Source organism: Paenibacillus sp. LPE1-1-1.1 (genome assembly GCF_040676435.1).
Classification (GTDB): Bacteria; Bacillota; Bacilli; order Paenibacillales; family Paenibacillaceae; genus Pristimantibacillus.
This window is the reverse complement of sequence record NZ_JBEGHY010000034.1, coordinates 766,027-790,023: the sequence shown is the minus strand read 5'-3', so window position 1 is coordinate 790,023 and position 23,997 is coordinate 766,027. Positions and strand designations below refer to the sequence as shown.

At 44.5% G+C, this 23,997-nt stretch carries 19 protein-coding genes and 1 pseudogene; 1 reads left to right on the top strand and 19 read right to left on the bottom strand.

The features are described 5' to 3' along the window. Position 1: 1 nt before the first annotated feature. From MRBLPE1_RS26605 to MRBLPE1_RS26595, 3 genes are all read right to left on the bottom strand, one after another. Positions 2-3,478, bottom strand: a complete 3,477-nt coding sequence (locus tag MRBLPE1_RS26605; protein WP_364151410.1) for a hypothetical protein — start codon at positions 3,476-3,478, stop codon at positions 2-4. 10 nt (positions 3,479-3,488) lie between these two features. After that, positions 3,489-4,367, bottom strand: coding sequence for a DUF4007 family protein (locus MRBLPE1_RS26600; protein ID WP_364151408.1), 879 nt, complete (start codon positions 4,365-4,367; stop codon positions 3,489-3,491). A 128-nt stretch (positions 4,368-4,495) separates the two neighbouring features. Then, positions 4,496-5,308 (bottom strand): hypothetical protein, encoded by an 813-nt coding sequence (locus tag MRBLPE1_RS26595; RefSeq protein WP_364151405.1) that lies wholly within the window; start codon positions 5,306-5,308, stop codon positions 4,496-4,498. A 109-nt stretch (positions 5,309-5,417) separates the two neighbouring features. Between MRBLPE1_RS26595 and MRBLPE1_RS26590 the strand changes: the two genes are divergently transcribed. Beyond that, positions 5,418-5,639 carry a helix-turn-helix domain-containing protein gene (locus MRBLPE1_RS26590; RefSeq protein WP_364151402.1) on the top strand — a complete coding sequence of 74 codons (222 nt, stop codon included), beginning with the start codon at positions 5,418-5,420 and terminating at the stop codon, positions 5,637-5,639. 125 nt (positions 5,640-5,764) lie between these two features. Here MRBLPE1_RS26590 and MRBLPE1_RS26585 read toward each other — a convergent pair whose 3' ends face one another. The 16 genes and pseudogenes from MRBLPE1_RS26585 to MRBLPE1_RS26510 all read right to left on the bottom strand — a co-directional run bounded on the left by MRBLPE1_RS26585 (position 5,765) and on the right by MRBLPE1_RS26510 (position 23,917). Further along, positions 5,765-6,673 (bottom strand): ATP-grasp domain-containing protein, encoded by a 909-nt coding sequence (locus MRBLPE1_RS26585; protein ID WP_364151399.1) that lies wholly within the window; start codon positions 6,671-6,673, stop codon positions 5,765-5,767. A 161-nt stretch (positions 6,674-6,834) separates the two neighbouring features. Then, entirely contained in the window at positions 6,835-8,376 is a 1,542-nt protein-coding gene (gene gntK / locus MRBLPE1_RS26580; protein WP_364151397.1) for a gluconokinase, read from the bottom strand. Between the two features lie 30 nt (positions 8,377-8,406). Continuing rightward, entirely contained in the window at positions 8,407-9,753 is a 1,347-nt protein-coding gene (locus tag MRBLPE1_RS26575) for a GntP family permease (RefSeq protein WP_364151394.1), read from the bottom strand. Between the two features lie 78 nt (positions 9,754-9,831). Further along, entirely contained in the window at positions 9,832-11,448 is a 1,617-nt protein-coding gene (locus MRBLPE1_RS26570) for a response regulator (RefSeq protein WP_364151392.1), read from the bottom strand. Continuing rightward, a complete protein-coding gene (locus MRBLPE1_RS26565; protein WP_364151389.1) occupies positions 11,423-13,258 on the bottom strand; it encodes a sensor histidine kinase in 1,836 nt (611 codons plus the stop codon). Before MRBLPE1_RS26565 ends, MRBLPE1_RS26570 begins: the two co-directional genes overlap by 26 nt. Then, complete coding sequence (locus MRBLPE1_RS26560) at positions 13,218-14,537, bottom strand: ABC transporter substrate-binding protein (protein ID WP_364151387.1); 1,320 nt, start codon at positions 14,535-14,537, stop codon at positions 13,218-13,220. The genes MRBLPE1_RS26565 and MRBLPE1_RS26560 overlap by 41 nt, the downstream gene beginning before the upstream one ends. Positions 14,538-14,752: 215 nt before the next feature. Continuing rightward, positions 14,753-15,571 carry a carbohydrate ABC transporter permease gene (locus MRBLPE1_RS26555; protein WP_364151385.1) on the bottom strand — a complete coding sequence of 273 codons (819 nt, stop codon included), beginning with the start codon at positions 15,569-15,571 and terminating at the stop codon, positions 14,753-14,755. Further along, positions 15,564-16,448, bottom strand: coding sequence for a carbohydrate ABC transporter permease (locus tag MRBLPE1_RS26550; RefSeq protein ID WP_364151383.1), 885 nt, complete (start codon positions 16,446-16,448; stop codon positions 15,564-15,566). The genes MRBLPE1_RS26555 and MRBLPE1_RS26550 overlap by 8 nt, the downstream gene beginning before the upstream one ends. 84 nt (positions 16,449-16,532) lie before the next feature. Continuing rightward, positions 16,533-17,900, bottom strand: a complete 1,368-nt coding sequence (locus tag MRBLPE1_RS26545; protein ID WP_364151381.1) for an ABC transporter substrate-binding protein — start codon at positions 17,898-17,900, stop codon at positions 16,533-16,535. Between the two features lie 352 nt (positions 17,901-18,252). Next, the gene (locus tag MRBLPE1_RS26540; protein ID WP_364151379.1) at positions 18,253-19,125 is read right to left on the bottom strand and encodes a glycerophosphodiester phosphodiesterase; all 873 of its coding nucleotides are present in this window, start codon (positions 19,123-19,125) and stop codon (positions 18,253-18,255) included. A 145-nt stretch (positions 19,126-19,270) separates the two neighbouring features. Continuing rightward, positions 19,271-19,558 (bottom strand): hypothetical protein, encoded by a 288-nt coding sequence (locus tag MRBLPE1_RS26535; protein WP_364151550.1) that lies wholly within the window; start codon positions 19,556-19,558, stop codon positions 19,271-19,273. A 94-nt stretch (positions 19,559-19,652) separates the two neighbouring features. After that, positions 19,653-20,774 (bottom strand): annotated as a pseudogene (locus tag MRBLPE1_RS26530) (DEAD/DEAH box helicase); the annotation flags it as partial. 57 nt (positions 20,775-20,831) lie between these two features. Then, positions 20,832-21,308 carry a GCN5 family acetyltransferase gene (locus MRBLPE1_RS26525; protein ID WP_364151376.1) on the bottom strand — a complete coding sequence of 159 codons (477 nt, stop codon included), beginning with the start codon at positions 21,306-21,308 and terminating at the stop codon, positions 20,832-20,834. Positions 21,309-22,026: 718 nt separating this feature from the next. After that, positions 22,027-22,566, bottom strand: coding sequence for a GNAT family N-acetyltransferase (locus MRBLPE1_RS26520; RefSeq protein WP_414698927.1), 540 nt, complete (start codon positions 22,564-22,566; stop codon positions 22,027-22,029). Between the two features lie 177 nt (positions 22,567-22,743). Continuing rightward, positions 22,744-23,007: a zinc ribbon domain-containing protein gene (locus MRBLPE1_RS26515; protein ID WP_364151370.1), complete on the bottom strand. Its 264-nt coding sequence runs from the start codon at positions 23,005-23,007 to the stop codon at positions 22,744-22,746. A 121-nt stretch (positions 23,008-23,128) separates the two neighbouring features. After that, on the bottom strand, positions 23,129-23,917 hold the full coding sequence (locus tag MRBLPE1_RS26510; protein ID WP_364151367.1) for a class I SAM-dependent methyltransferase: 789 nt from the start codon (positions 23,915-23,917) through the stop codon (positions 23,129-23,131). Positions 23,918-23,997: the final 80 nt, after the last annotated feature.

The following is a 23,997-nucleotide window of genomic DNA, read 5'->3' as shown; positions in this document are numbered from 1 at the left end:
ATCACTCCAGTTTAACAACGTAGTTTTCAAATAATTTATAAATAAGGCATTCAAGTTCTTGCCGCGGCACATTTTTTCCAGCAGCATTTATCATTCGTTCTAAATTTGCATATACAGTTGTTGATTTGACAGATAAATCAACAATATTAATCCTTTTCTTACTGTTATTCAATTGAATTGTAACAACATTATCATTGGTTTGCATAACTTCTTCATCTACAGATTTATTAATTTGTTCATAATCATAGTTTAATTGATTAATAAACAAATCGTATGTTGTATCAGACCAATCATCTACTCGAACGCCAATGTAACTTTCAATGAATTGATTTATCCCATCTTGTGACTCATTCTTTACTATTGATGAATTCAACTTATCTATTAACTTATTATCATATTGAAATTTTTCATGCTGTTCAATAGCCCAATTCTTTAATTCTTCTTGATTTCCCATGTCTAGAATCGACAACACTTTATTACTTATATCACTCTTAACTTTTGAGAGATATTCTTCAGCATACTGTTTAATTAATAATAACCCTTCAATATTGTTATAATAGCGTTCATATATTTGAATTATACTTTGCTGCGGATCTATTTCTGATCGTCTGATGCACTCTCTTATCCACCTAAACTCTTCCTCTACATTATCCGAGGCTTGTGTAATTCTAGGCAATGATCTTAACCACTTCAATAACGTACCACATATATATATTAATCTAGATTGATTATTTAATCGGTCCTCCAGATAATCTTTAAACTCTACTTCAATTTTTTTATAAAAATTAATATGATTTTGATCAATTTTCTCATACACATACTGATAATTTTCTGATCCAACCTCAACAATAATATCAATCAATTTTGTACCATTGATTCCTGGTACAAACATATCATTTCTATACAACATAAATTCATTCCATCTATCTCTTAAAAGTGCTACTAAGAGAATAGGAATCAGTGGTTTTCGAATACCAAATGGTGGATCAATAAATATATTAATAATGTCTTGAAAATTGCCTGTTGTATCATTCTCCAACTTGTCGATTAAATGCAATCTAAGAAGTGAAAAAGATTCAGTTTGTATATTCGTATAATCTTGGTTGTTAACGTTTATATCAAATCCATTATTGTTTTTAAATATTGCAGCATACAATGCATACTCTGGACCATTTCCCATAATGCCAAATTGATTGTTTGTAGGTTCTGCTATTATCTGATCGATAAGTTGAATTGCCGCATTCCTTTGCGCACCTGAAATTGACCCCCTATTAAAAGAATCGTTTAAAACAATCGGTGTTTTGTTGTAGAGTTCATAACACTTTTCTGTAAGTATTTTCGTTAACTCTAACTCTGTACTTATATTTACTTTTTGTCCATCCGAATACCATCGATTACCATCAGAGAAATTAGAAATCTCAGAAAGGTACGAAGATAATGTATATTTAGTCTCATTAATCATAATTTCAAGTTCTTCTTTAATACCTTTATCTTCAGCAAGAAGTAATTTATTTTTCCTTAGTGAATCTAATGCTAAATAGTTATTAATTTCATTAGTTATTGTTTCAATCGAATGCGGATGTAGATAAAATATATTAGATCTTTCTTTACTTAACTCAGTTAGTTTAGATTCTAAAACTTTTGGATTCGTATAATCTCTAGGTAATACATAATAAATAGAGAGATCAGAAAACTTCTTATCTTGTCCTAAATCTTCAGCCATTACATCTGTTTCATAAATAAACTTAATAGTAGCAAACCTTGTCATGCCTTTTTCGTCGTTGTACTCTTCGGGAAAGTAAAACTTCTTAGAAAGATTTTTATATAAAACTTCAAATTTTTCAGTAATACTACTATTGGTTGATTGTTTCTCTTGATCTAATTTTTCTTGTAAATCGATTGAATTACCCGCGAATAACTCCCAAAATTCATTCACTCTATTAAATCTAATTAATTTGTTTAAGCTCAACAAAGAAAATAGTTCTGTTAACTCGTTTTTATTAATTTGTGTTGCAAACAATAAAAATTCAGTTGTCAACTTTTGCTCATTTTGTACTGCACAAAGATTCCACAACGCAATTACTTTTATCAAATTTAAAGCTACCTGTTTGTTTTTTATTTCTTCCGGCATGCGGGCTATGGCTTTTTTATATAATAGAATATGTTCTGCAATTTCATCACTACCGTAATCTGTAGTATCTGGAAAAAAGAAATCAAATAATTGATGAGTTAAGTAATAATTATTCGATTTCGAAATGTGATTAAACAACCCTCCCGTTTCTTGGCTCTCTAAAAATGTAAATAAGGTCCTTTCATTCTGGCCAAAAACCCGAGTTAAATGTGGCAGCAAAAATAAAGATACTGGGTGGAGTGGATACATCCCTCGAATCACTATTTCATCACGTTCGGTTTGGTTAATACTTGGAAAGAGCGGAAATTTCCTCATTACTCCTTGTATATGTGAAAATTCTTCTAATGAAATTTCCGGTTTTTTTGTAATATTTTCAGATACTATAATCTCAGCAATTCTCAAAAATGTTGCCTGATCACTTTTTACTAAGTATTGTCTAAATCTCTTTTCAATACGCTGAAATTCGGTTGATGCTTCTTCGATGGAAGTATTAAAATACTGTCGTAAACTCTTATGAGTAATTAACAAAAAATGTATGGACTTCGATCTATTTGAAAGCTCAGCAAGGTCTTGAATATCTTGCATTGCTTCATTAAAATTAGAAATACTTAAACCTTGTAGGAAGCGAGCAAATTCATCATATATAATAAATATCCCTAAATTTCTTTCTTCTAATAGACCCACTAGAAATTCCATTTGTGACATGAAGCTATGGTCATAATCAATATCAAAAGAAGCTCCTGAAGTCAGCAGCGGATAAATATTTGAAAAATATTTAATCTCTAATTGGTTTTGCTTTTTAATTTCTTCTATCCACAAAATAATATCTTTTCCATCAAGTTCTAATTTATTGACAAAAGATACATAAGTCTCTTGAAATTCAGATTTCCAAACATTTATGGACTCAATAATCTTATTTGATAAACCAGGTAAAATCACATCAACATCATGATCTTTTAACTTCTTTATTACATTAGATAATATTGACTGGCGAAACCTACCTTCATTGCCACTAAGTAATATTGGCAGGTAAACTTCACTTAAATTACTTGCAATATTAATTTTTTCAGCAATATAGTCATCGACTTGATCAATTTTTTTTGTTAATACATTTATTTCACTTTGGCCGACCATTTTTGAAACGACACTACCAATAACATTAGCTAAAAGTGACTTACCAGTACCGTAAGGACCTACAATAATATGTGATCTATTTGCATTTTCCTCGGTAAATCCCTCTAAGATTCCTTTCATAGCTTCAGCATGAGAAGGAGTTGGTATATATCTATTAATAAATTCGTTATTGCCGATATCAAATTTAATATTTATGCTTGTCTTGAATGCCATTCCTATTCAGTCATCCTTTCAAAAGCTCGGTCTTCAAAAATTCCATAGGTGAAATATGTGGCACCTTTACATAATCCAAGTTGTTTGTTCTTACGTACTCAATTGGATATTTTTCGTGATTAGAAAGTATATTCAACGCTTCTATAGTTTTATTTCTAGAAAAATTAAAAGTTTTACCCCATAGTAGATCCCCATTTATTATTTCATCTACGCTTAATAGATCTATTTCATGTAAAACACAATGATTAAGCAAAACATAATATAGAGTTGCAGTACCTAGGCTACTTACCTCAGATGATAATTTTTTCACTGTATCATAGCCTTCACCTGAATGTTCGCTCTTAAGCAAGTTGAGTTTTGAAAAAGGACAAAAAATAACATCTTCCGGGTCATTTTCATCTGGTTTTTTTGTGTAAAATTGTATTAAACAATCAATATCACGTTTTAGTGATTTTTCGGAAATCTCTTTCGATTCATTTTGACCTACCCATGTAACGAAGGATTTCAATAAATCCGGTTTACTCACAGAAGTCTCTTTATAAATATTGAAATACCATTGGAACACGGTTGATTGGTCATTAGCGTTTTGAACTAAATTATAGTGAAGAATAGCCAAAGTTTCATTTTTCTGAAGTAACTTATCATTCCCATATAAGAGTTCGCCTAATTCAGTTAAATAATGTGCTTTTTGTCCCTCTTCACTTCGTTCCTCAATAACATTAAATGCTAAGAGCCAATATTTTAGAGCTTCAACCATATTTTTACCTAATCCAATTTGTTCAAATGCAAACTCATTAAAGAAAAATCTTTTATCGTGTTCTACTGATCTTAGCCCTTTACTAAACCATTTATCACGCAAATAAAAACTTTGATGTCTTGCATATGCCATATATGTGTCACTTCCTTTCGTAATATATAAATATTACTCCTGGAGAATAGTCTCCAGGAGTAATTATACACGAAAAGATAATAAATGAATACCAATTTACACGAATGTATGTTCCTAATCTAGATGTTCTAAAAATCATTAAAACAACCACAACCTCCTATGTCATCATAGTCCACTAATTCAATCGCTGTCTTTTCTTCGCCTTCCACAATTTCTCTAAATTCCTTCAGACTTAAATACTTTAGCTTACTATTAATGTACTTTCTTAAAAATGGAACTCGTTTATTAAGGACTAAAAATAATTCTTCTTGTTTAATTTCATGATACATATACCTATCGGGCATTTGCTTAAGTAAATTATGAAAATGACCCATACCTGCTTTTACACAAAATCCCCCACAGTTATTATGTTGAAAACCCATTGAATATAATCTCGGAGATGCTACCCCATAACTTTCTACCCATTTAATCATATCCTCTTTCGATAAATAAGGCTCATCCGTTAATGGAAAGACTACTTTATATGGGTACCAATATTTTGTGCATTTATCTATACGATGAATTTCAGTCCAATCAAGGCCCATATATAGGACAACTTCATCACTTCTATAACGATTTGTCACCCATGCTTTAGCTTCTTCCCTTTTCAATATCCGACTACAGGGATCTACGCGAGAATTTCCCATATACCTTGTTTCATCAAAAACTTGCCAAACATGTTTACCTGAAGATATCCATTCTAATTCTCCTCCAATTAATGTTTGGCTTTCTTTTAAAAAACGATACAAATCTTCATCTTCCCCCCTATGGGGGTGATTATCATTTAGTTTTTTAGTATCTGTAAACAAATGCACTAAATTGTTTGTACCATATTTTTCTGCAACCCTCATTCCAGCAGCCCAGCTTGCAATACCTCCAGATAAAAAATTGACATGGTACATCATATAACCTCCCTAATGTCTTTGAATCGGTACGCATATACGTACCAACATAATCATCATTGTATGTTACGCTTACGCGTAAGTCAATATGAATCAATAAGGAGTATTTATGTCGAAAAAAGTAGTTATAAATATAAAAAGCTTAGCTAAGAATAGAGGTATATCCTTACGTGAATTATCACGTATTACCGACATCCGGCATGCCGCTTTAAGTGAATTATGTAATCAAAAACGTGAAAATATCAATTTTTCACATATAGAAAAGATCGCCGATGCTCTGAACATTAGCGATCTTAGAGATATTATTGATATTGTTGATCTGGAAGATTAAGTATTAAATGTATACTTAGATTAATTACTTTTGATATGGGAATTTTTCCTGACGTTCCACATTGTAATGCCCGGCAATGTTAATATTCCCCACAACACGTCGTCCCTATAAACATTAGAGTCCATTTAGTCTCCCATCCGCTCTTTCAAACTTCTATAAAATTGCTCCAAATCAATCTGGTCAGGCAACCCCGATACCTGCCCATCCCCAATTTCAATAATAACCCACTCACCGCCTGCGGTACTGGCAATATCCATCGTAAAAAATTCACTGGCAATCCCCTTGCTTATTGCAATAAATGGCTCAAGATTTGGCTTTTCCTCTTGATAGCTCGCTTCATCCCAATATTCTACAGTTGCAAGCAGTTCATGCTTTAACAAAAACAACCGATATTCATTCGATAACGGCATACCGCTGAGAGGATGCCTCGACAATTGCTCCAGCTCGATAAACTCGCGGAACACAATGCCTCCGCTAAGCTCCGTGCCTTGACGGTCAATAAAGTTTCTTAGTACATATTCCACTTGCTGCCTGTCGGAGGCGTCCGGCACAAAACATGCCTCTTCCCATTGATGCTTCCGTGATTTCACATAATCTTTAATAATCATCGGTTTCTTGCCAAAGATTCGCAGTATCTCGTGAACGCCGTCATAACCAGCTTCTAGAGAATCGATGTCCACCCACCAACAGTTAAAAGGCGTTGCATCTTTTATGACTTCATATGATCTCGGAAAGTAATGACCGTTAATGTATTCTTGCGGGGAGTTAATAAGTAGGAGATTCTTTTGCTTCAAAGCGTAGTACAGAGCTCCATAGCTCTCAGGCTTCATCATCCATCCTCTATAAATCACGGTTTCCGGCTCGTCTGCAGCCTGAATACGCTTGATGGATTTCATACCGTTACCGTCAAGCAACTGCTCCAAAGAAAGGAGCTCAGTCTTAATTCCCAGCTCCTTGGCTTTTTCGTATTCAGCCTCGTACCCTGCATCAACCTGACGATCATTAAACACATCGGAGCAAAACAATACCCTCATAAACGAGCACCTCGCCATACGATCTTTTCAATAATCGTACCACATTCTGGGAGATAACTAGACGTCAGCCTATAAAAAAAAGAAGCTATGCTCTCGCAAAGCTTCAATTGACTCACTATGCTTTTGACTGTTGACGTTCAAGAAAATATTTCACTGCAAAGCTATAACCATTTTTTTTGAAAGACTGCAATGTGCCTATATTCCTCAGTGAGCAACCGTGACAGTCGTACATACATACGGCTCAATTCCTGATAAACCGGCCTGTTTTCTTTATTGGGAATATGCCTATGGGAGCCTCCTACCATGTTCGACACGGCATGGAGCGAATCGATTTCGCCAAGGCTGTACAGCCCTAGAATAGCCGCGCCCAAACATGAGCTTTCTACGCTGACCGGGACATGCACTTCTTGATCGAAAATATCCGCCATCATTTGACGCCATAATTCCGATTTGGCAAAGCCGCCTGTAGCCTGTATTTTTGTCGGCCGGCCGATGAGCTCCTCGAGGGCCATGTACACCGTGAATAAATTAATAATCACACCTTCCATGACGGAACGGATCATATGCTCCTTCCTGTGGTGAAGACCCAGCCCGAAGAAGGAGCCGCGGGCATTAGCATCCCACAAAGGGGCTCTCTCTCCTGCCAGGTAAGGATGGAACAACAATCCTCCGGCACCGGGCTTCACCCGCGAAGCGATTTCAGTAAGAAGCTCATACGGATCCTTGCCCAGCCGGGCAGCCTCTTCCAATTCCTCGGAACAGAAATGGTCGCGAAACCACCGGAAAATCATGCCGCCATTATTGACGGGTCCTCCGATAACCCAATGGTTCTCCGTCAGTGCGTAACAAAATGTCCTTCCTTTCGGATCCGTCACCGGCCGATCTGTGACTGTACGGATTGCGCCGCTTGTGCCTATCGTCACTGCCACGGTGCCTGGATCGATCGCGTCAACGCCAAGATTGGAGAGAACGCCGTCGCTCGCGCCGACAACAAAAGGCATCGATACGGAGAGCTGCATTTCAGCCGCCCAATGCTCATCCATTCCCTCCAAGCGGAAGGTTGTAGGCACGGGCTCCGACAGTCTATCCGGCGTAACGCCGGCAACATTCAGAGCTTCCTCATCCCAGCTCAACGTTTCGAGAGCGAACATTCCGGTTGCGGAAGCAATAGAATAATCGACTACGTACCGCTTGAACAGCTTATGGAAAACATACTCTTTGATGGATATGAATTTATGTGTCCGGGCAAAAAGCTCCGGTTCCTCATGCCGTAACCACGTCAGCTTGGATAACGGGGACATCGGATGAAGCGGCGTACCGGTGCGCAGGTAAATCTGATGGCCGTTCATCTCGTTTCGAATGCGCTCCGTCCAGCCCGCACTGCGATTATCCGCCCAAGTGATGCATTTGGAGAGCGGATTTCCCTGGGCATCCACGGCGATCACGCTGTGCATAGCAGAGCTGAAGGAAACGCACAGCACATTCTCCGAATCCGCACCGCTCTTCAGCAACGTGTGCTTGATTGTGCCGATAACCGCGCGGAAGATTTCGTCGGGATCCTGCTCCGCGATCGAAGGCTTCAGCGAGTAAAGCGGATATTCAATCAAATGGGCTGAAATCAATAGGCCATCGGTGTCGAATAAGACCGCTTTGGTGCTCGTCGTTCCGATATCCACGCCTATCACGTATTTTGAAGCCACCATGCATCTATCCTTTCTGTCTCCGCTATGATATTAAACGAATAAGTCCAATGTAAGGATAAACGCAAGCGCTGCAACGGAAATAATCGTCTCTAAGGCCGTCCATGTCATAAGCGTTTCCTTGACGGTCATACCGAAATATTCCTTAATGAGCCAAAACCCGGAGTCATTGACATGGGATAAAATGAGGGAACCAGCGCCGGTAGCTAATACAAGCAGCTCGACATTTACACCCGGCACAATGGCCGCGATCGGAGCGACAATCCCTGCTGCCGTCATCATCGAGACAGTGGCCGAGCCTGTAGCGACACGGATCATGGCCGCGATTCCCCAGCCGAGAAGAATTGGCGATAGGTGCGAGGCAGTGGCAATCTCCGCGATATAATCGCCGATGCCCGAATCGAGCAGCACCCGGTTAAATGCGCCGCCGGCACCGATGACGAGCAGGATCGTAGCCGTAGGCGCCAAGCAATCGTTCGTAAATTTGAGAATACGGTCACGGCTCATGCCGCGGAAGAAGCCGAGACTGAAAAAGGAATAGATAGTAGCGATAAGCAGCGCGACGATCGGGTCACCGACAAATTTGCATGCCTGAAACAGGATGGTCCCTTTCTCCAGAGCCAAATCCGCGATCGAGGCGATGAGCATGAGAAATACAGGAACCAGAATCGTGAATAACGTATTGAAGAAACCAGGAAGCTTATTCGTATCACCGTTCTCCGTCAGCTGATCGCCCATTTCCTTAGGGACGGACTTATGGATCCGGTTGCCGATCCATTTGCCATACAACGGACCTGCGAGAATAGCAGTCGGAAGCCCGACAATGAGGGCATACAAAATGGTTCTTCCAACATCTGCGTCGAAAATACCCACCGCTGCCATCGCAGCCGGATGAGGAGGAACAAGTCCGTGTACAACCGATAAGCCGGCGACAAGCGGCACACCGATTTTGACAAGTGATACGCCAGTTTGTCTGGCAATCGTAAATACAAGCGGAATGAGCAGAACGAAGCCGACTTGGAAAAATACCGGAATGCCGACGAGAAATGCGACGAACATCATGGCCCAATGGACATTTTTTTCGCCGAAAAGACGGATGAGCGTCCGGGCGATGCGTTCCGCGCCGCCGGATTCCGCCATCATTTTACCCAGCATGGTGCCAAGCGCAAGCACGACGGCCAGGAAACCGAGCGTATTGCCCATCCCTGTTTTGATTGAATCAATGATACCCGTATGATCTTCGGTAGTGAACAAAGGCATACCGGCAGCAAGCCCGGTACCGATCGCCGTGACGATGAGGGCGACAAAAGGATTCAGCTTCACAACTGTAATCAGAAGCAGCAGCACCACAATGGCTGCTAGAACGATAAATAATAACACAAGTAAACCTCCCAATAAAGTATGATTTATTCACAGGTACAGGCCATTACAGCCGCATACCGCCAATACAAAATGGTCTTAAGAGAATCGGTCTCTGTATTCCTGAGGGGTCATGCCGAATTTTTTTTTGAAAGCATAGTTAAAGGAATGCGGACGCTGATAGCCAAGGCTAGCAGCGATTTCAAAAATTTTGTCTGCGCTGTGCTTCAAAAGATACTCCGCCTGGTTCATGCGCACACGCTGCACATATTCGCTTAAATTTTCTCCGGTTTCCAGCTTATACACCTTCGAAACATAGACCGGATGAAGATACACATGACCGGCGATCGATTGCAATGAAACATCCTGCTGGACGTTTTGTTCAATAAAAGCATGGATTTCCTGGATCAGGTTCGTCCTTGAATCCTTCGTCTCGCGGTCCATGTCTTCGCGGATCTTGTGCAGCGTTCGGAGCGACCATTCGCGAAGCTGATTCACGGAACGAAACGGAAGACCCTCGGTCATTTTCCCGTACTCAGCCCCGAGCAATTCCGACAAATGCCTTCCGTTTTTATGCGCAATATACGAATAGGCGGAAGCGATCGTGAAGTAAATCTCAAGGAGATGCTCCTGCGAACCGGGCTCCCTATCCTCCATGTCGTCAAAAATCATCCGAAGCTTCTCTTCTATGTCACTCCACCTGGCTGCCTCGAGCAAATGAATCAATGCCGGCGGTTCGTAGAGGCTTTTCAGAGACCCGATCCCCTCTTCCGATCGATCGTCTTCCAGCCGCATAAACAGCTCCTGCTCGCTTCCGATCCGTTTGCGGAAGGCTCCAATCGAACGGCTGTACAGCGCTGCCAAATCATAAGGGAAACGCCCGTTATGACAGACCATGACGGAGATTTTACCCTTTAGATACGTACCCACCGCTGTTTGCAGTGCAGCCGCAGTACGCTCGAACCAAACCGTGTCGTTATCCTCAGCTTCCTTTTGTTTTGCCGTCATTGCAAAAACGAGATAATCATGAGCATCCTTGGCATACCAAATCGCATATCGCCCGCCGAACAGCTCTTCGACCATATTACCGATTGCATATTCCTTCCAGGATAGATCTTGAAGATCAGACTGGAGAAACAGTTCATCCAAACGTACCACCATCAGCGAAAAAGATTGCCATTCATAATCGGAAAGCTCCAGCATCTTCATTTTGTCATGCAGGGCTGCTGTCTCCAATCTTCGGCCCTGAAGCAGCTCAAGGAGCAAATTCGTCCTCAGCAAAGGGAGATTTTCTTTAAAGGTATAAGTCAGCCTCTGATTAGAGATGACTTCCTCCCATTCCAATTCCAGCTTTGCAAGAACCCGCTCGACTGTGGCCAGCAAATCCTCTTCTTTTACCGGCTTCAACAAGTAATCCTCGGTCTGGTACAGAATGGCCTCTTTGGCGTAATTGAAATCCGAGTACCCGGACAATAATATGCATTTGGTTTTGGGCCAGAGCCGGCGGATCTCCGCGATTAATTGCAAGCCCGACATGCCTGGCATCTTAATATCCGTGATGACGATATCGATGGAAAACTGCCTGAGGAACGTGAGCGCTTCAAGTCCGGAATAGGCCTTAAAAACCTGCTCTACGCCAATAGCCTTCCAATCGATCGTGGTGGAGAACCGGTCAACGACATGAGCCTCGTCATCCACGATCAATAGTTGAGTCATGCTCTCCCTCCTTCTCCAGCCTGGTTTTCGCAAAGCTACTCGTCCGGTTCCATGTCAGAACGGCTTCCAGCCCTCCGTCTGGCGATTGTCTGAACGATAATCCCGAGCCTTCGCCAAATTGATATTGTAAACGCCGGTGTACGTTCCACGTCCCGCATCCGAGTTCATCGGTCATCGGTTCATTCAGTTGAATCATCAGCTGGCGCAGCCTGGACTCAGACAGCCCCGCTCCGTTATCGGCTATGGTAATCCGGTTCCACCTGTCATTCTGCTCGCCGGTTATCGTAATAATGCCGCCCTCCACCTGATGCTCGATACCGTGAACGATGGCATTTTCAACCAATGGCTGAAGAAGGAGGCGCGGTACAGGCTCATCCATCATTTCTTCCGGGACGGTTATGGTGAATGCCAGACGGTGCATCCGCAAATGATGGATATTCAGGTAGTGACGTACCAAATCGAGCTCATCCCGAAGGGTAACCTGCTGATTCTCCACCCTTGAAGTGTACCGATAATACTCAGCCAAGTTTTCGGCCATTGCGATTACCGCATCGCGATCCTCCAGCATGGCGGAATTGATAACAAAGAACAGCGAATTATACAGAAAATGCGGGTTGATCTGAGACTGCAGCTGCTTTAGCGTTGCTTCGCGGGACCGCAGCTTCTCCGTATAAACATCCTCGATCAAGACTTGAATGCGGCCGGCCATTTCATTGTAGGGCCTGATTAAATCATCAAATTCGTTCTTTGCTTCATATTCAATACGCGAGGATAAATCCCCCCGGCTCATCCGCTTCACGCCTCTGATCATTTTCTGGATCGGAATCTGGACGTTACGGTAAAGCAGAAACGAAGCAATGACACCGATCATAAGCAGAAAGGCGATTGAACCGTAGAACCAATTGCGTGCCGTTGTAATGGGAGACAAGATCCTTTGGACCGGAACATAATCCACCAAATACCAGCCCAGTTGGCGTGATTTCACATAACTAACCAAATACGATTGATTGTTGATTGCAGTCGTTTCCTGACCTGCATCCGTCAAGGACCTGCTCAGCACATTCCGGATAATCTGATCTTCGATCAGCAAGTCAGGCGTGCTATTCCGAATCGGCTGGTAATCCGGATGATACAGGAAGGGATCACTGAGCTTATCCTTCCGGTAAATATCCAGCAGATCAGTAATGGTCTCCACCGGGAAACGGACCTGAAATACCGCATCAGCTTGTCCTACGGTTGCCGCATTGGCGGGTTCGCTAGTCTCCCGGATAAAGGTGCCGATCGTTGAGCCGCGGGAATAATCTTCACCATAGACCCATGTCTTCCGGATGGGACCGTCCCAATCCCAATTCCCGATACCGTTAACATAAATATTAGAGGACAGCACCTTCTTGCCTTCCGGCATTGCGATCGTCAAATCATTGCTCCAGCTGCTGGATACGCTTTGAAGGCTCAACTTCTCCGTTATGCGGGATTGTGCCTTTAGCAGGTTGCCGGCCGCCTCGCCGGTTCCCCCGATAAAATCCCGGATGTGCGGGTCGTAGCTTAAGATAACCGGAAACAGAGACAAATTTTCAATGTTTGAATCCATCCGGTTCAAGAAAAACGATAATTCATTCAAATTGGAAGAGCGGAGCTGCTTCTCTACTACAGTGCCCGCAATCCGGTTGGAGTAGCTGTATAAGAACAGAACGGGGATAAGCAGCAGAATGATCGTAATGATGATCTTGCCGAATATCGATATCCTGTAACGTATGGCGATCACCTTCTCATTCCGCTTCTTTATCCAATAACGCTTGCAGCGCGGCATTGGCTTTGTCCGCCGCCTGTTGAAGATCGGGAGCACCCGTTATCACACGTTGAACGATTTCTCCGACGGTTTCCCGTGCCTCCGCCACGTTGACGACGGTAGGACGGTCGTGGTCTACACCGCCGACGCCGTATTGTTTGATGACCTCGACCATCTCTTTCGGGAACCCTTCCGTACCTTCGGACATGTTCCAGACGGAATTACGGGCACCCGGATTCCCTTTGCGCTGCGTTTGAAGCACGATCTCTTTACTGGTCGCCCACCGGATAAAAGCCCACGCTGCTTCTTTGTCAACGGCTCTAGGATTCATGGCCAATCCCCAGGATGTAATATTGTAGGTCCTCGAGCCGCTTCTACCGGCAGGGAAGGAAGCAAATCCGATATGTTCGGCGATATTGGAATGCGCCGGATCGCTTGCGCTTTTATAGATTGCATTTGCATCCGTATAAAAGGCGGCTTTGCCTTCGGCAAAAAATGCGCTCGCTTGCGGCCATGACATGTTGATTACGCCCGGAGGCCCGTAATTTCTTAGAAGGCCTCCATATAGGCTGAAAGCTCTCATCGCTTCCGGCGTATTAATGGTCGCTTTCTGCCCGTTCGTGAAATCGCCGCCCTCGGAGTACAGAAAAGACGAAACCTGAGTGACCAAAGGGGAACGCTGGCCCCTTGCGATAAAACCGTAAACTCCGTTGCCCGGATCATGCAGCTTCCGGACAGCGGATACAAGCTCCTCGATCGTATCCGGCACCGGGATTCCAGCCTTCTGCAAAAGATCTTTCCGGTAGTATAAGATTTGCTGCTCCGTAATGACCGGAATACCGGCAAGCTTTCCATCTACGGTTGCGGAGCGGATGGCTGCGCCTGAAAAATCGCTGTACGCGTACTCAGCGTCCTGTCGGGCATAGTCATCGAGCGGCTCCAGCCAACCGTTTTTATAAAAAAGCTTCCCTTCCTGCAATGGGCGGTACATAAATACATCGGGCGTTTCGGAGCCCGTTGTCAGCTGCAGCGTAAGCTTCTGGGTCAGCTGATCCTCGAAAAATCCTTGAACGATCACGTTCATGCCCGTTGCTGCTTCAAATTCGGGAAGGAGCGGCCTGATCGCATCCGCCCAAGGATGATTAGCCGTTACTAGCGTAATGGTTTTACCTTGAAATGGCTGCGCTAACTCTCCCCTTTTATCTCTGGAGTAGGAAATGCCTGTACACCCTGACGCCAAAACGGAAACCAATAGAGCCCAGATTACCGTAAGCATACACAGTCTGCGAAATCGCTTCATAGATAGGTCCTCCTTGTCGCGATTCGATAATCATAACATTACCTGAGCACGTATGTTTCCGCTATAACTAATCCTTAACATCCATAACCATTCGTGAAGTAAATAAACATGAGACGTTAAACTTTTGACATTGACTTTCCTATATTTTGAAAAAAGGTTGTCCCTCCGGCAGAAAAATATGCCAAAGGAACAACCTTAATGAATTCAAAGGGCGTCTAACCCTTCACGGCGCCGGCCGCCAAACCGCTGACGACATAACGCTGTGCAAGCAGTGCGATTATGAGTACGGGAAGGGTGATAATACATGCCGCAGCCATTAGCCCGCCCCAATTGATTTCCGAATAGGACATGAAATTGAATACCGCCACCGGAAGCGGCTTCGTTTGATCACCGGCAAGGATGATGGAAAACATAAAGTTATTCCATGAGAAAATGAACGAAAGCAGGGACGACGTAATAATACCGGGGCCGGAAATCGGTAAAATGATTCGCATAAAAACTTGATGACGCGTACAACCGTCAATCAGACCCGATTCCTCGATTTCGGTAGGAAGCGCTTCGAAGAAGGAAATCATGATCCAAATAATGAATGGCAGTCCCACGAGCATATGACTGAGAATCAAAGACGGGAATGTGTCTATCAGCTCAAGCTTCGAAAATAGGATAAACCAGGGGATCAAGAAGGTGATCCCGGGAATAATCCGGGCTACGAGAATGACAAGCCCTAACTTGTGAAGGTTATGTCTGGCGATTGCGTAAGCAGCCGGCAGCCCAAGCAGCAGGGCGAACAGCGTCGATCCAAGCGCGATCACGAAACTATTGAAGATGTATTTTAGAAAATCATATTCCTTGAATACATCCGTATAATTGGCCATTGTCGGCTTAAACACAAACAACTGATCCGTCGACATGATTTGCCCCTGCGTTTTGAAGGAAGCCAGCAGCATCCAGAAGAAAGGAAAGGCGAATAATAGCAGCACCATAATGGTTAAACCGCCAAAAATCAGATTTGCTGCCTTCTTTTGCTTATTCATAACGCCCCTCCATTCTTTTGCGCATCCAGATCATTACGATCGTCAAGCCCATGACCAACGCGAAGAATAGGACAAGAAGCGAGGACGCCATCCCCAGCTTAAAATATTGAAAGCCTAATACATAACCGTAAATGTTCAACGTCTCGGTAGCTAGATTAGGCCCGCCCTGCGTTGTCGCATAAATAATATCAAATGTTTTTAACACATCGATCAAGCGCAGCATCGCAGCAACCATAATAGTTGGCTTTAATAGCGGCAGCGTAATCGAAATGAACTTTCTCCATCTGCCGGCCCCGTCGACGTCAGCCGCTTCATAGGGGTCGGTCGGAATCGTAGCCAGCCCCGCCATGATAATCAGGGCGATCATCGGCGTCCACTGCCAGACGTCAACAACAATGAGCGAAGAAATGGCCTGATCGGGGGAAGCGAGCCACAGCTGCGGCTTCAGTCCGACCGCTTTCAATATCATGTTGGCCGCGCCGATCGTCGGCTCATAAATCAACTGCCAAACCAGCCCCATCGCAACCGGGGTAGCCACCATAGGCAGAAGGAAGACCGTTTTCACCATATTTTTACCCCGGAAATCCCGGGTAAGCAGTAAAGCAATGGCAACCCCTAACACGACTTCAACACCAAGCGCCGCAACCGTAAAATACATCGTGGAGCGTACCGCCCCCCAGAACCGGGTATCCTTCAAAAGCGTCATATAGTTGTCGAGCCCCACCCACTTTGGAGGCGTAATGGCTGACATGCTCCACTCAAAGAAGCTTATACGTACGGTATATAGGATCGGGAATACCATCATGATCAACACGAATAGTACTGCTGGCATCGTATAGATCCATTTCAAATTTCGGTCAAACCAGTTGTACTGCATATGGAACTCCCCTTCCCCCCAGATCAAAATCATAAATCAAAAGGGCCACGGAATGACCCTTTTGAAGGTAAGGCCGATTCGCCTTTATTTTGATTTTTCGTTATCGATAATCACTTGCAAGGCTTCATTCGCTTTATCGGCAACGGATTGAATGTTCGTCTCTCCAGTCATGATCTGCTGAACGATCTCGCCAACCGCATCGCGAGCTTCACCGACACTAATGACGGTCGGACGGTCATGGTCGACACCGCCCTTCACGCTTTCTTTGATGACATCTACCAGCTCGGACGGAAATCCGGTCGTACCCTCTGGGTTATCCCATACCGAAGAACGGGCTCCGGGATTGCCTGCTTGCTGGGTTTTCAGGACCATTTCCTTGCCAGTTGCCCACTCTATGAATGCCCATGCCGCTTCCTTGTTGACTGCATTCGCATTCATAGCCAGTCCCCAAGAAGTAATGTTATAGGGTTTGGAGCCGGCCGAACCAGCCGGGAACGGTGCAAATCCTATTTTATCGGCAATTTGCGACTTTGCAGGGTCCGTTGCGTTCTTATAAATCGAGTTCGCGTCCGTATAGAAAGCTACCTTGCCTTGTGCGAAAATGCCGATCGCTTGCGGCCATGACATATTAAGCACGCCTGGAGGGCCGTAATCCTTCAATAAGGTACCGTAGGTCGTAAAAGCTTTAATCGCTTCCGGCGTATTGATCGCCGCCTTATCTCCGTTCGTGAAATCTCCGCCTTCGGAGAACAAGAATGAAGAGACTTGTGTGACAAGCGGCGAGCGCTGTCCTCTGGCTACGAAACCGTACATCTCTTTACCGGGATCATGAAGCTGTTTAACCGCGGCAACCAATTCATCAATCGTTTTCGGTACCGCGATCCCTGCCGCTTCCAGCAAATCCTTACGGTAGTATAAGATTTCCTGCTCTGTAATGATTGGAATGCCGGCCACCTTTCCGTCAACGGTCGCCGATCCGACAGCTGATTTGGACAAGTCGGCGAAATCGTATTCGGGATCTTTATTCACGTAGTCATCCAAAGGATGTACCCAGCCGTTCTTGAAGAACAGCTTGCCCTCCTGGAGCGGACGATACATGAACACGTCCGGCGTATTGGAGCCCGTGGTGAACTGGACTGTAAGCTTCTGCGTCAACTGGTCTTCAAAATAACTTTCTACTTTTACTTTCATTCCCGTCTCAGCCTCGAACTCGGGAATGAATGGTTTAATCGCATCTCCCCAAGGATGGTTCGCGGTTACTACCGTGATACTTTTGCCTTCAAACGGTTTTGCGGCCGGCGCGGCGTTATTTACGTTATTTTTCTCTGTATTCTCTTTACCCGCTGCCGTATTGCTTGTTTGTCCGCCGCCGTTCGAGCACGCTGCCAGCATCGTTGCAGCAAGCACGATACTTAATCCCTGACCCAGCCAGCGTTTTCTGAACATTCTCATACTTAACCCTCCCGAATAAACTTTTTTGTATGCGCTTTCAATACAAATATACAGATTCAGGATGACGGATTATATAACGAAGACTAAACATCGATAACAATACGTTAAGGTATTTATTCGCCGGCAGTCTGCCTTTTAAAACGCGCTGGACAAAATGGATAGTGGACTAACCTTGCCCCGAATAGATGGACACAGAGAACCTCAAAAAGGGCTCAACCCCGCGTGCTGCGAGGCTGAGCCCAAGATTGCATTGCCTATTTTTTTGACTTAAGTTCTGCTCAGTCATTTTAGATACCATCAGTCCATCTTTCTAATGGAAATTTTCAACTTAAATTCAACCTTTTATCCACACTCACCCCGGAAAATCCGTAATCACCCCATCCACCCCAAGCTCCTTCATCCGCTCCATATCCTCATCGTTCTGAATCGTCCATGCGATCACCTTCCGGTTCCGGTCATGGATCCTCTGAACGATCTGCTCGTCAAGCAGCTCCTTCGGATAATGAATGTATGCCGTGAACGATGCCAGTGCATCGAGCGTATCATCCGACAATGGATGCTGATCCTCATGGATAAGCGCCGCGACGGGAATGTTCGGCAGCAGGTTGTGAATGAGACGCGTCGATTCGAAATCATACGATTGGATGACGATGCCTACGCTGTTCTCGACTCCCCCTATGCCCTTTAAATGCCTTGTCCCCTTTAAATCCGTGCTATTCAAACGCTGCTCGTATCTGCGCACGACCTCAGCGACCTGCTCTTCAATGCCCGGATAGAGCTTCGAATCCTTAATCTCGATCAGCATCGCCATTTTTCCGGCAAAGCGGTCCATGACATCCTGTAAAGGCAAGATCTTCTCGTCCTTCTTATCGCTGCTCGTGCTTTTCCCTGCATCCATATCCTCCAGCTCGCCCAGCGTATAATCATCTACGTCTCCGGTATGCTTCGTCGTTCGATCTACCTTATCGTCATGGATAACGACGAGCTTTCTATCTTTGCTCAGCTGCACATCGAATTCAATGAAGTCTGAGCCTAGACGCTCGGCTTCCTCGAAGGCAGCCATCGTATTTTCAGCCTCATGGCCGGATGCTCCGCGATGCGCAATAATAAGAAATCCCTCGGGTGAATTGGGATTAGACGCAGATACGATGAATGTTACGCATAATAGGATCACTAAAAGCAGCCCCGCTCTGCGCCAAACATATGCTTTATTTGGTCTCCCCATCCTGCCAACTCCTCTTATAGGTTCTGTATTATTTCGCGAAATAAATAGTCCTATTTACTTAAACACACGCGGCATCGCCCGAAACACAAAAAGGGCCAAAGCCGCCTTTTGCCAAGGCTGCTCTGACCCTTTTTCACATGGAAAGTTACTTGCTCGAATACTCCTTAGTCGCTGTATCCAGCATCGTCTGCCAGTTCGGAAAATCCGTCTCCCGAGCCACATGCCGGTCAAAAAACTCATCCGGAATGTCCTTAATATCCTCGCGCGTCTTCACTTGGAAGTTGCCCTTCTCCAGAAACGCGTCGAAGCTGTTAAAGCTGGAATGCTTGCTCATGAACGATTCATGAAACAACGCTTCGAGTGAGATATGGCTTGGATCCTCCTGCACATCTTTTTGACCTTGCAATTCCTTGAGCAGATCTTCAAATGACATTGGCTTTTGCTTTCTCAAATGATCACCCCTAGTTCAAATTATTGTATTCCAGTGTGCCTATCGTCGTTACCTATATGGTCAGCATTGAATCGGAATGATCCACGGCTACGGGAATCGTTTTTTTGATTTTTTTCTCAATATCCTTCAAGTACGGCTTCTCTTCGGTCTCGCAGAAAGAGATCGCGATGCCGCTTAGTCCAGCCCGGCCGGTACGCCCGATCCGGTGCACGTAGGTTTCCGGGATGTTAGGCAGGTTGAAGTTGATCACATGCGACAGCTCATCGATATCGATCCCTCTTGCAGCGATATCCGTCGCTACCAGCACTCTCGTTGCCCCGCTCCTGAAGTTCAGCAATGCGTTCTGGCGGGAGTTTTGCGACTTGTTGCCATGTATGGCTTGCGCAGTAATATTCACTTTGGTCAGTCCTCGTACGACGCGGTCCGCGCCATGCTTGGTGCGTGTGAAAACTAGCGCCGACGTGATCGACTTATCCTTCAGCAGCTCATTTAGTAAGCCCTGCTTGCTAGCTTTCTCTACGAAATAAACCGATTGCTCGATACGCTCTACGGTTGTAGAAGCCGGCGTAACCTCCACCTTTACGGGATTAACCAGCAGCGTTTTGACGAGCTTGGATATTTCCGGCGGCATGGTGGCAGAGAAAAACAAGGTTTGTTTTTTGCTCGGCATTTTTGCAATGATTTTCTTCACATCGTTGATAAAGCCCATATCCAGCATCCGGTCTGCTTCATCCAGCACCAAAATTTGAACGGCCTGCAAATCTACAAACTTCTGATTGATTAAATCAATCAGTCTGCCTGGCGTAGCGATAATAATATCCGCGCCTTGCTCAAGTGCACGCTCTTGTACCTTTTGCGACACGCCGCCTACAATGGCCAAGCAGCGAATATCTGTAAATTGGCCGTATGCCTTGATGTTATCGGCAATTTGAAGGGCCAGCTCCCGGGTTGGGGTTAAAATGAGGGACCGCGTACGGCGTACGCGCCCCGGATTGCTTTGCTGCTCGCTTAATAATTGTACGATCGGCAGGGCAAATGCGGCCGTCTTCCCTGTTCCCGTCTGCGCGCAGCCAAATAAGTCTCTGCCTGCCAGCACTACCGGAATCGCCTGCTCCTGTATCGGTGTCGGCGCCGTGTAGTTCTCTTTACCCAGCGCTTTCAAAATCGCGGGGGTAAGCTTTAGATCGTTAAAATTCATGTGGTCTCCTTCATTATAAAAAGCATAAATGATTAATCAAGCTGCTTATTCATACGGTTAATTAAAAGTCATCCAAACAGTGCTGCCCAAAACCTCAAAGTCCTGCTTAAACCAGAAATTTCTCGATTTCTCTAAGGAATAAACATACATTCTTTTATTCGGGTATTTCGCTTTGAGCCAGTTCACGAAAAAAGCGGCATAACCCTTGCTTTCAAATTCTTTCAGCACATCGAGCGCTTCGATAAAGATGAAGTCCTTCTTGTTTTTGATATCGATATAGAAGTCCTTCTCCAAATATTTCTCGTCATCGCTGAAATAATCTTTTTCCGCCTTCTTTATCAGTTGTTTCCCGTTTTCGTATTCCCATACGACACCGTACCCCACCATCGCATCTTCTGCTTCGATCATGTAGATTTGCTCCGGTATTTCCGACCTGTCTCTCTTGCTGAGCTCCGGCGCATGGTAAGCCGTCGCGATCTCGCCTAAGAGGGCTTGCATGTCTGCATCAAATGGTTTTGCTGCTATTGTAGGCATTTATGTTCTCCCTTGTTTGCTGGATATCGCGTATATCGTCTTCAAAATAAAAGAAGTGGGTTTTATTTCGCCCCCCACTTCTCTCATTGATTGTGTATGGTTTATTGTCCTTAGCTATCTTACCATAAATGTGAGATATCAACTAGCAAAACTAAAATACCGAAAAGGGACGGAGCAGTAAGTTACATCTGCTTCGTCCCTGCTCGTTTTAAAATAGATACCGCCAGTCAAGCATTAGACCTTTGGTTTAATGTCTGCATCGTCAATGCCATTATTGCTGCTGCTCTTTTTATCATTCTTGTTAGCTTCTTGGTTCTTTTGCTGCGTAGATTGATTTTTCTGTTCGTTTGTCAATCGGCTCACACCTTCCCTGTTTATTTATGCCAACCCTATTGTGGTCTGTACGCAAACCAATTATTCGCATGCAAAACAAAAACACTGCCGCTTCCGGAGCACAAGGCATCCGGCAGCGGCAGTGTTTCTAATGGATAGATAATGGGTTGATTTACCAGTTCTTTTTCGTAAAAGATTGGACCGCATGCTTGAGCTTGTCACGGGCATCTTTGTTTTTCATCAGATAGGTGACTCCCATCCCGATTGCAGTAAACAGCATTTTTTTCTTCATGGTTACTACCTCCTTGGAATCTCTTGTTATGAATGTACCCTCTTGGACGAAGTTTTAAGCAGCCAAAGCAAAAGCAGCATAGAAGCCATCGTTTTACATGAACGTGCAGAGCTTCTCGTATTTATTAAATGTACTGACGTCGTTGGTGGCAGAGCCTTTAAATTCATAGCCGCAGCGCAGGTAAAAGGAGTTCAGCTTCGCGTTGCTTGCAATGCAGTCCAGCCGAATGCGGTCTTTCCCCGGAAAATGGATACCGGAATCGGCCCAGCGAACAATCGCTTCGCCCAAACCTTTGCCCGCAGCCTCGCGGTTAATATTCAAACGGTGCAAATAAACCGAGGATTCATGCCCTTCCTCCCCCCAGAGCCCGCGGTCCCATGCGCTCTCCTGCTGCATCAGCATCACCATGCCCGTTAATAGGCTGCCCTGCATGAACAGATACACTTCTCCGCGCTTGACCGCCTCCGGTGTCTGATGGGAGTCCTCGCCATGCAGCAAACCGTTCCACTGCTTCGATCCTTTGCTCCGCAGCCACTCCGCCGTTCGAACGAGCAGTTGCAATACCGATTCTGTATCCTCTATTTTCGCTTGAAACACTTTGATATCCGAATGGATGCTCCCAATGGCATCCATGCGTTCAAATGCTGACATGATGATTAACCTCCAATTCCGAGTAGAAATATGGCTTCATTCATTATACCTGTTTTTATCTATTTTCACCCAATAGGGAGTACGGTCTCCAAACGAAAAAGAAGCAGGATGCGCCTGCGCCTTCTGCTTCTTCCATGTACGTACTAATCGTTCATAAACCTATTTGGACCAACGTTCAAGCTTAGGGATGTTTCTAGTAAAGAAGCCCGTTAAAAACTTCGGAAAACCGAACTCGACCAATTTTTGTTTCACGCGATCCTTCATTTGATCCACGGTAAGATCAGGCAAAGTAAACACGCCATTCTCATAACAGTGGCTGCAGTAGGTTTTGCTGCGGTCCCCGTTTCTTTCCGTTCCGCCGCCTTGCTCATCCCTGGCCAAAGGCATGCCGCAGCTTTGACAATTCTTATGTACTTTTCCCATTTGCTTTGCCCCTTACTAACGCTTGTCTTTCCCTTAGTTTAACACCTAAATATTTGAATAGGTAAAATAAAATTTGCTCTTTATCCCACACTCGTAAGAAGGCTGCCTTCGTAACCTCAATTCATAATTGGACCCGGACGATGTATCTCTCTAACGTTGCCGGCAGTCCTTTCTCTGTTGCATGTTTCTCAAAAATCCGCGTCATTTCGGTCAGCGATTCCTCTAGCACCATTTCAAACACGGAAGGCTTTTGACCAAAGCAGCGCATTCTAATGATATCAACGGGTTCATGAAAGTACTCTATGCTTCTTATGGCCTCGATCTCAGCATCGGCGCAGCCGCCGCGATCAAGCCTTTCCGTGATATGATCCTTTATCGGAGTTCCTTCTGGATGACGCTCAAAAAAATGAGGAAACCACCCAGGTAATTCATTCATTAAAGCATCTCCAGGGTGAAGAGCAAGAATACGTCCGCCCTTTCGAATGACTCTTTTGATATCGAGGTATGCAGAAGTCGGACCTCTGCGATTATAGGCACAATCGAATTGCTCTGCATCAAAAGGGAGAGTGTTTTTAGTGTTCGCCTGCACAAAAGAAACATTTTTCACATTCGCGTTGTTCCCTGCTTTAATGAAATCATCCGTTATGTCTATCCCTACAACTTGTTTGGCCACCGGGCTCCACTGCATGGCAAACTCCCCGTGTCCGCATCCGATATCCAATACTTGCTTGCCGCGAACCATTCGGGAAACTTCATCCGTAAATATCGATTCGCCGTTCGGCTCGGTTAACGTAGAGTTCCACGAATAAGAATATTTCCCCGTCAACCTCGCAAGCTGGGCATACCATGCATGGGAATGGGGACTTACCCAGTCCTTATGTGTTTTGGGGTCGATCAGCGGTTTGCTCATTCCGCACCTCCCGATTATTTTCCAAAGGAGATTAATTGTAATTTTATCCAGCCTGTTAGTCAATGAAAATTTGTGAGCGC

What these genes read in the sequence shown, in the direction of transcription:
- MRBLPE1_RS26605 (WP_364151410.1), bottom strand. Translation starts at nt 3,478, where the DNA reads ATGGCATTCAAGACAAGCATAAATATTAAATTTGATATCGGCAATAAC.
- MRBLPE1_RS26600 (WP_364151408.1), bottom strand. Translation starts at nt 4,367, where the DNA reads ATGGCATATGCAAGACATCAAAGTTTTTATTTGCGTGATAAATGGTTT.
- MRBLPE1_RS26595 (WP_364151405.1), bottom strand. Translation starts at nt 5,308, where the DNA reads ATGTACCATGTCAATTTTTTATCTGGAGGTATTGCAAGCTGGGCTGCT.
- MRBLPE1_RS26590 (WP_364151402.1), top strand. Translation starts at nt 5,418, where the DNA reads ATGTCGAAAAAAGTAGTTATAAATATAAAAAGCTTAGCTAAGAATAGA.
- MRBLPE1_RS26585 (WP_364151399.1), bottom strand. Translation starts at nt 6,673, where the DNA reads ATGAGGGTATTGTTTTGCTCCGATGTGTTTAATGATCGTCAGGTTGAT.
- gntK (WP_364151397.1), bottom strand. Translation starts at nt 8,376, where the DNA reads ATGGTGGCTTCAAAATACGTGATAGGCGTGGATATCGGAACGACGAGC.
- MRBLPE1_RS26570 (WP_364151392.1), bottom strand. Translation starts at nt 11,448, where the DNA reads ATGACTCAACTATTGATCGTGGATGACGAGGCTCATGTCGTTGACCGG.
- MRBLPE1_RS26565 (WP_364151389.1), bottom strand. Translation starts at nt 13,258, where the DNA reads ATGCCGCGCTGCAAGCGTTATTGGATAAAGAAGCGGAATGAGAAGGTG.
- MRBLPE1_RS26560 (WP_364151387.1), bottom strand. Translation starts at nt 14,537, where the DNA reads ATGAAGCGATTTCGCAGACTGTGTATGCTTACGGTAATCTGGGCTCTA.
- MRBLPE1_RS26555 (WP_364151385.1), bottom strand. Translation starts at nt 15,571, where the DNA reads ATGAATAAGCAAAAGAAGGCAGCAAATCTGATTTTTGGCGGTTTAACC.
- MRBLPE1_RS26550 (WP_364151383.1), bottom strand. Translation starts at nt 16,448, where the DNA reads ATGCAGTACAACTGGTTTGACCGAAATTTGAAATGGATCTATACGATG.
- MRBLPE1_RS26545 (WP_364151381.1), bottom strand. Translation starts at nt 17,900, where the DNA reads ATGAGAATGTTCAGAAAACGCTGGCTGGGTCAGGGATTAAGTATCGTG.
- MRBLPE1_RS26540 (WP_364151379.1), bottom strand. Translation starts at nt 19,125, where the DNA reads ATGGGGAGACCAAATAAAGCATATGTTTGGCGCAGAGCGGGGCTGCTT.
- MRBLPE1_RS26535 (WP_364151550.1), bottom strand. Translation starts at nt 19,558, where the DNA reads ATGTCATTTGAAGATCTGCTCAAGGAATTGCAAGGTCAAAAAGATGTG.
- MRBLPE1_RS26525 (WP_364151376.1), bottom strand. Translation starts at nt 21,308, where the DNA reads ATGCCTACAATAGCAGCAAAACCATTTGATGCAGACATGCAAGCCCTC.
- MRBLPE1_RS26520 (WP_414698927.1), bottom strand. Translation starts at nt 22,566, where the DNA reads ATGGATGCCATTGGGAGCATCCATTCGGATATCAAAGTGTTTCAAGCG.
- MRBLPE1_RS26515 (WP_364151370.1), bottom strand. Translation starts at nt 23,007, where the DNA reads ATGGGAAAAGTACATAAGAATTGTCAAAGCTGCGGCATGCCTTTGGCC.
- MRBLPE1_RS26510 (WP_364151367.1), bottom strand. Translation starts at nt 23,917, where the DNA reads ATGAGCAAACCGCTGATCGACCCCAAAACACATAAGGACTGGGTAAGT.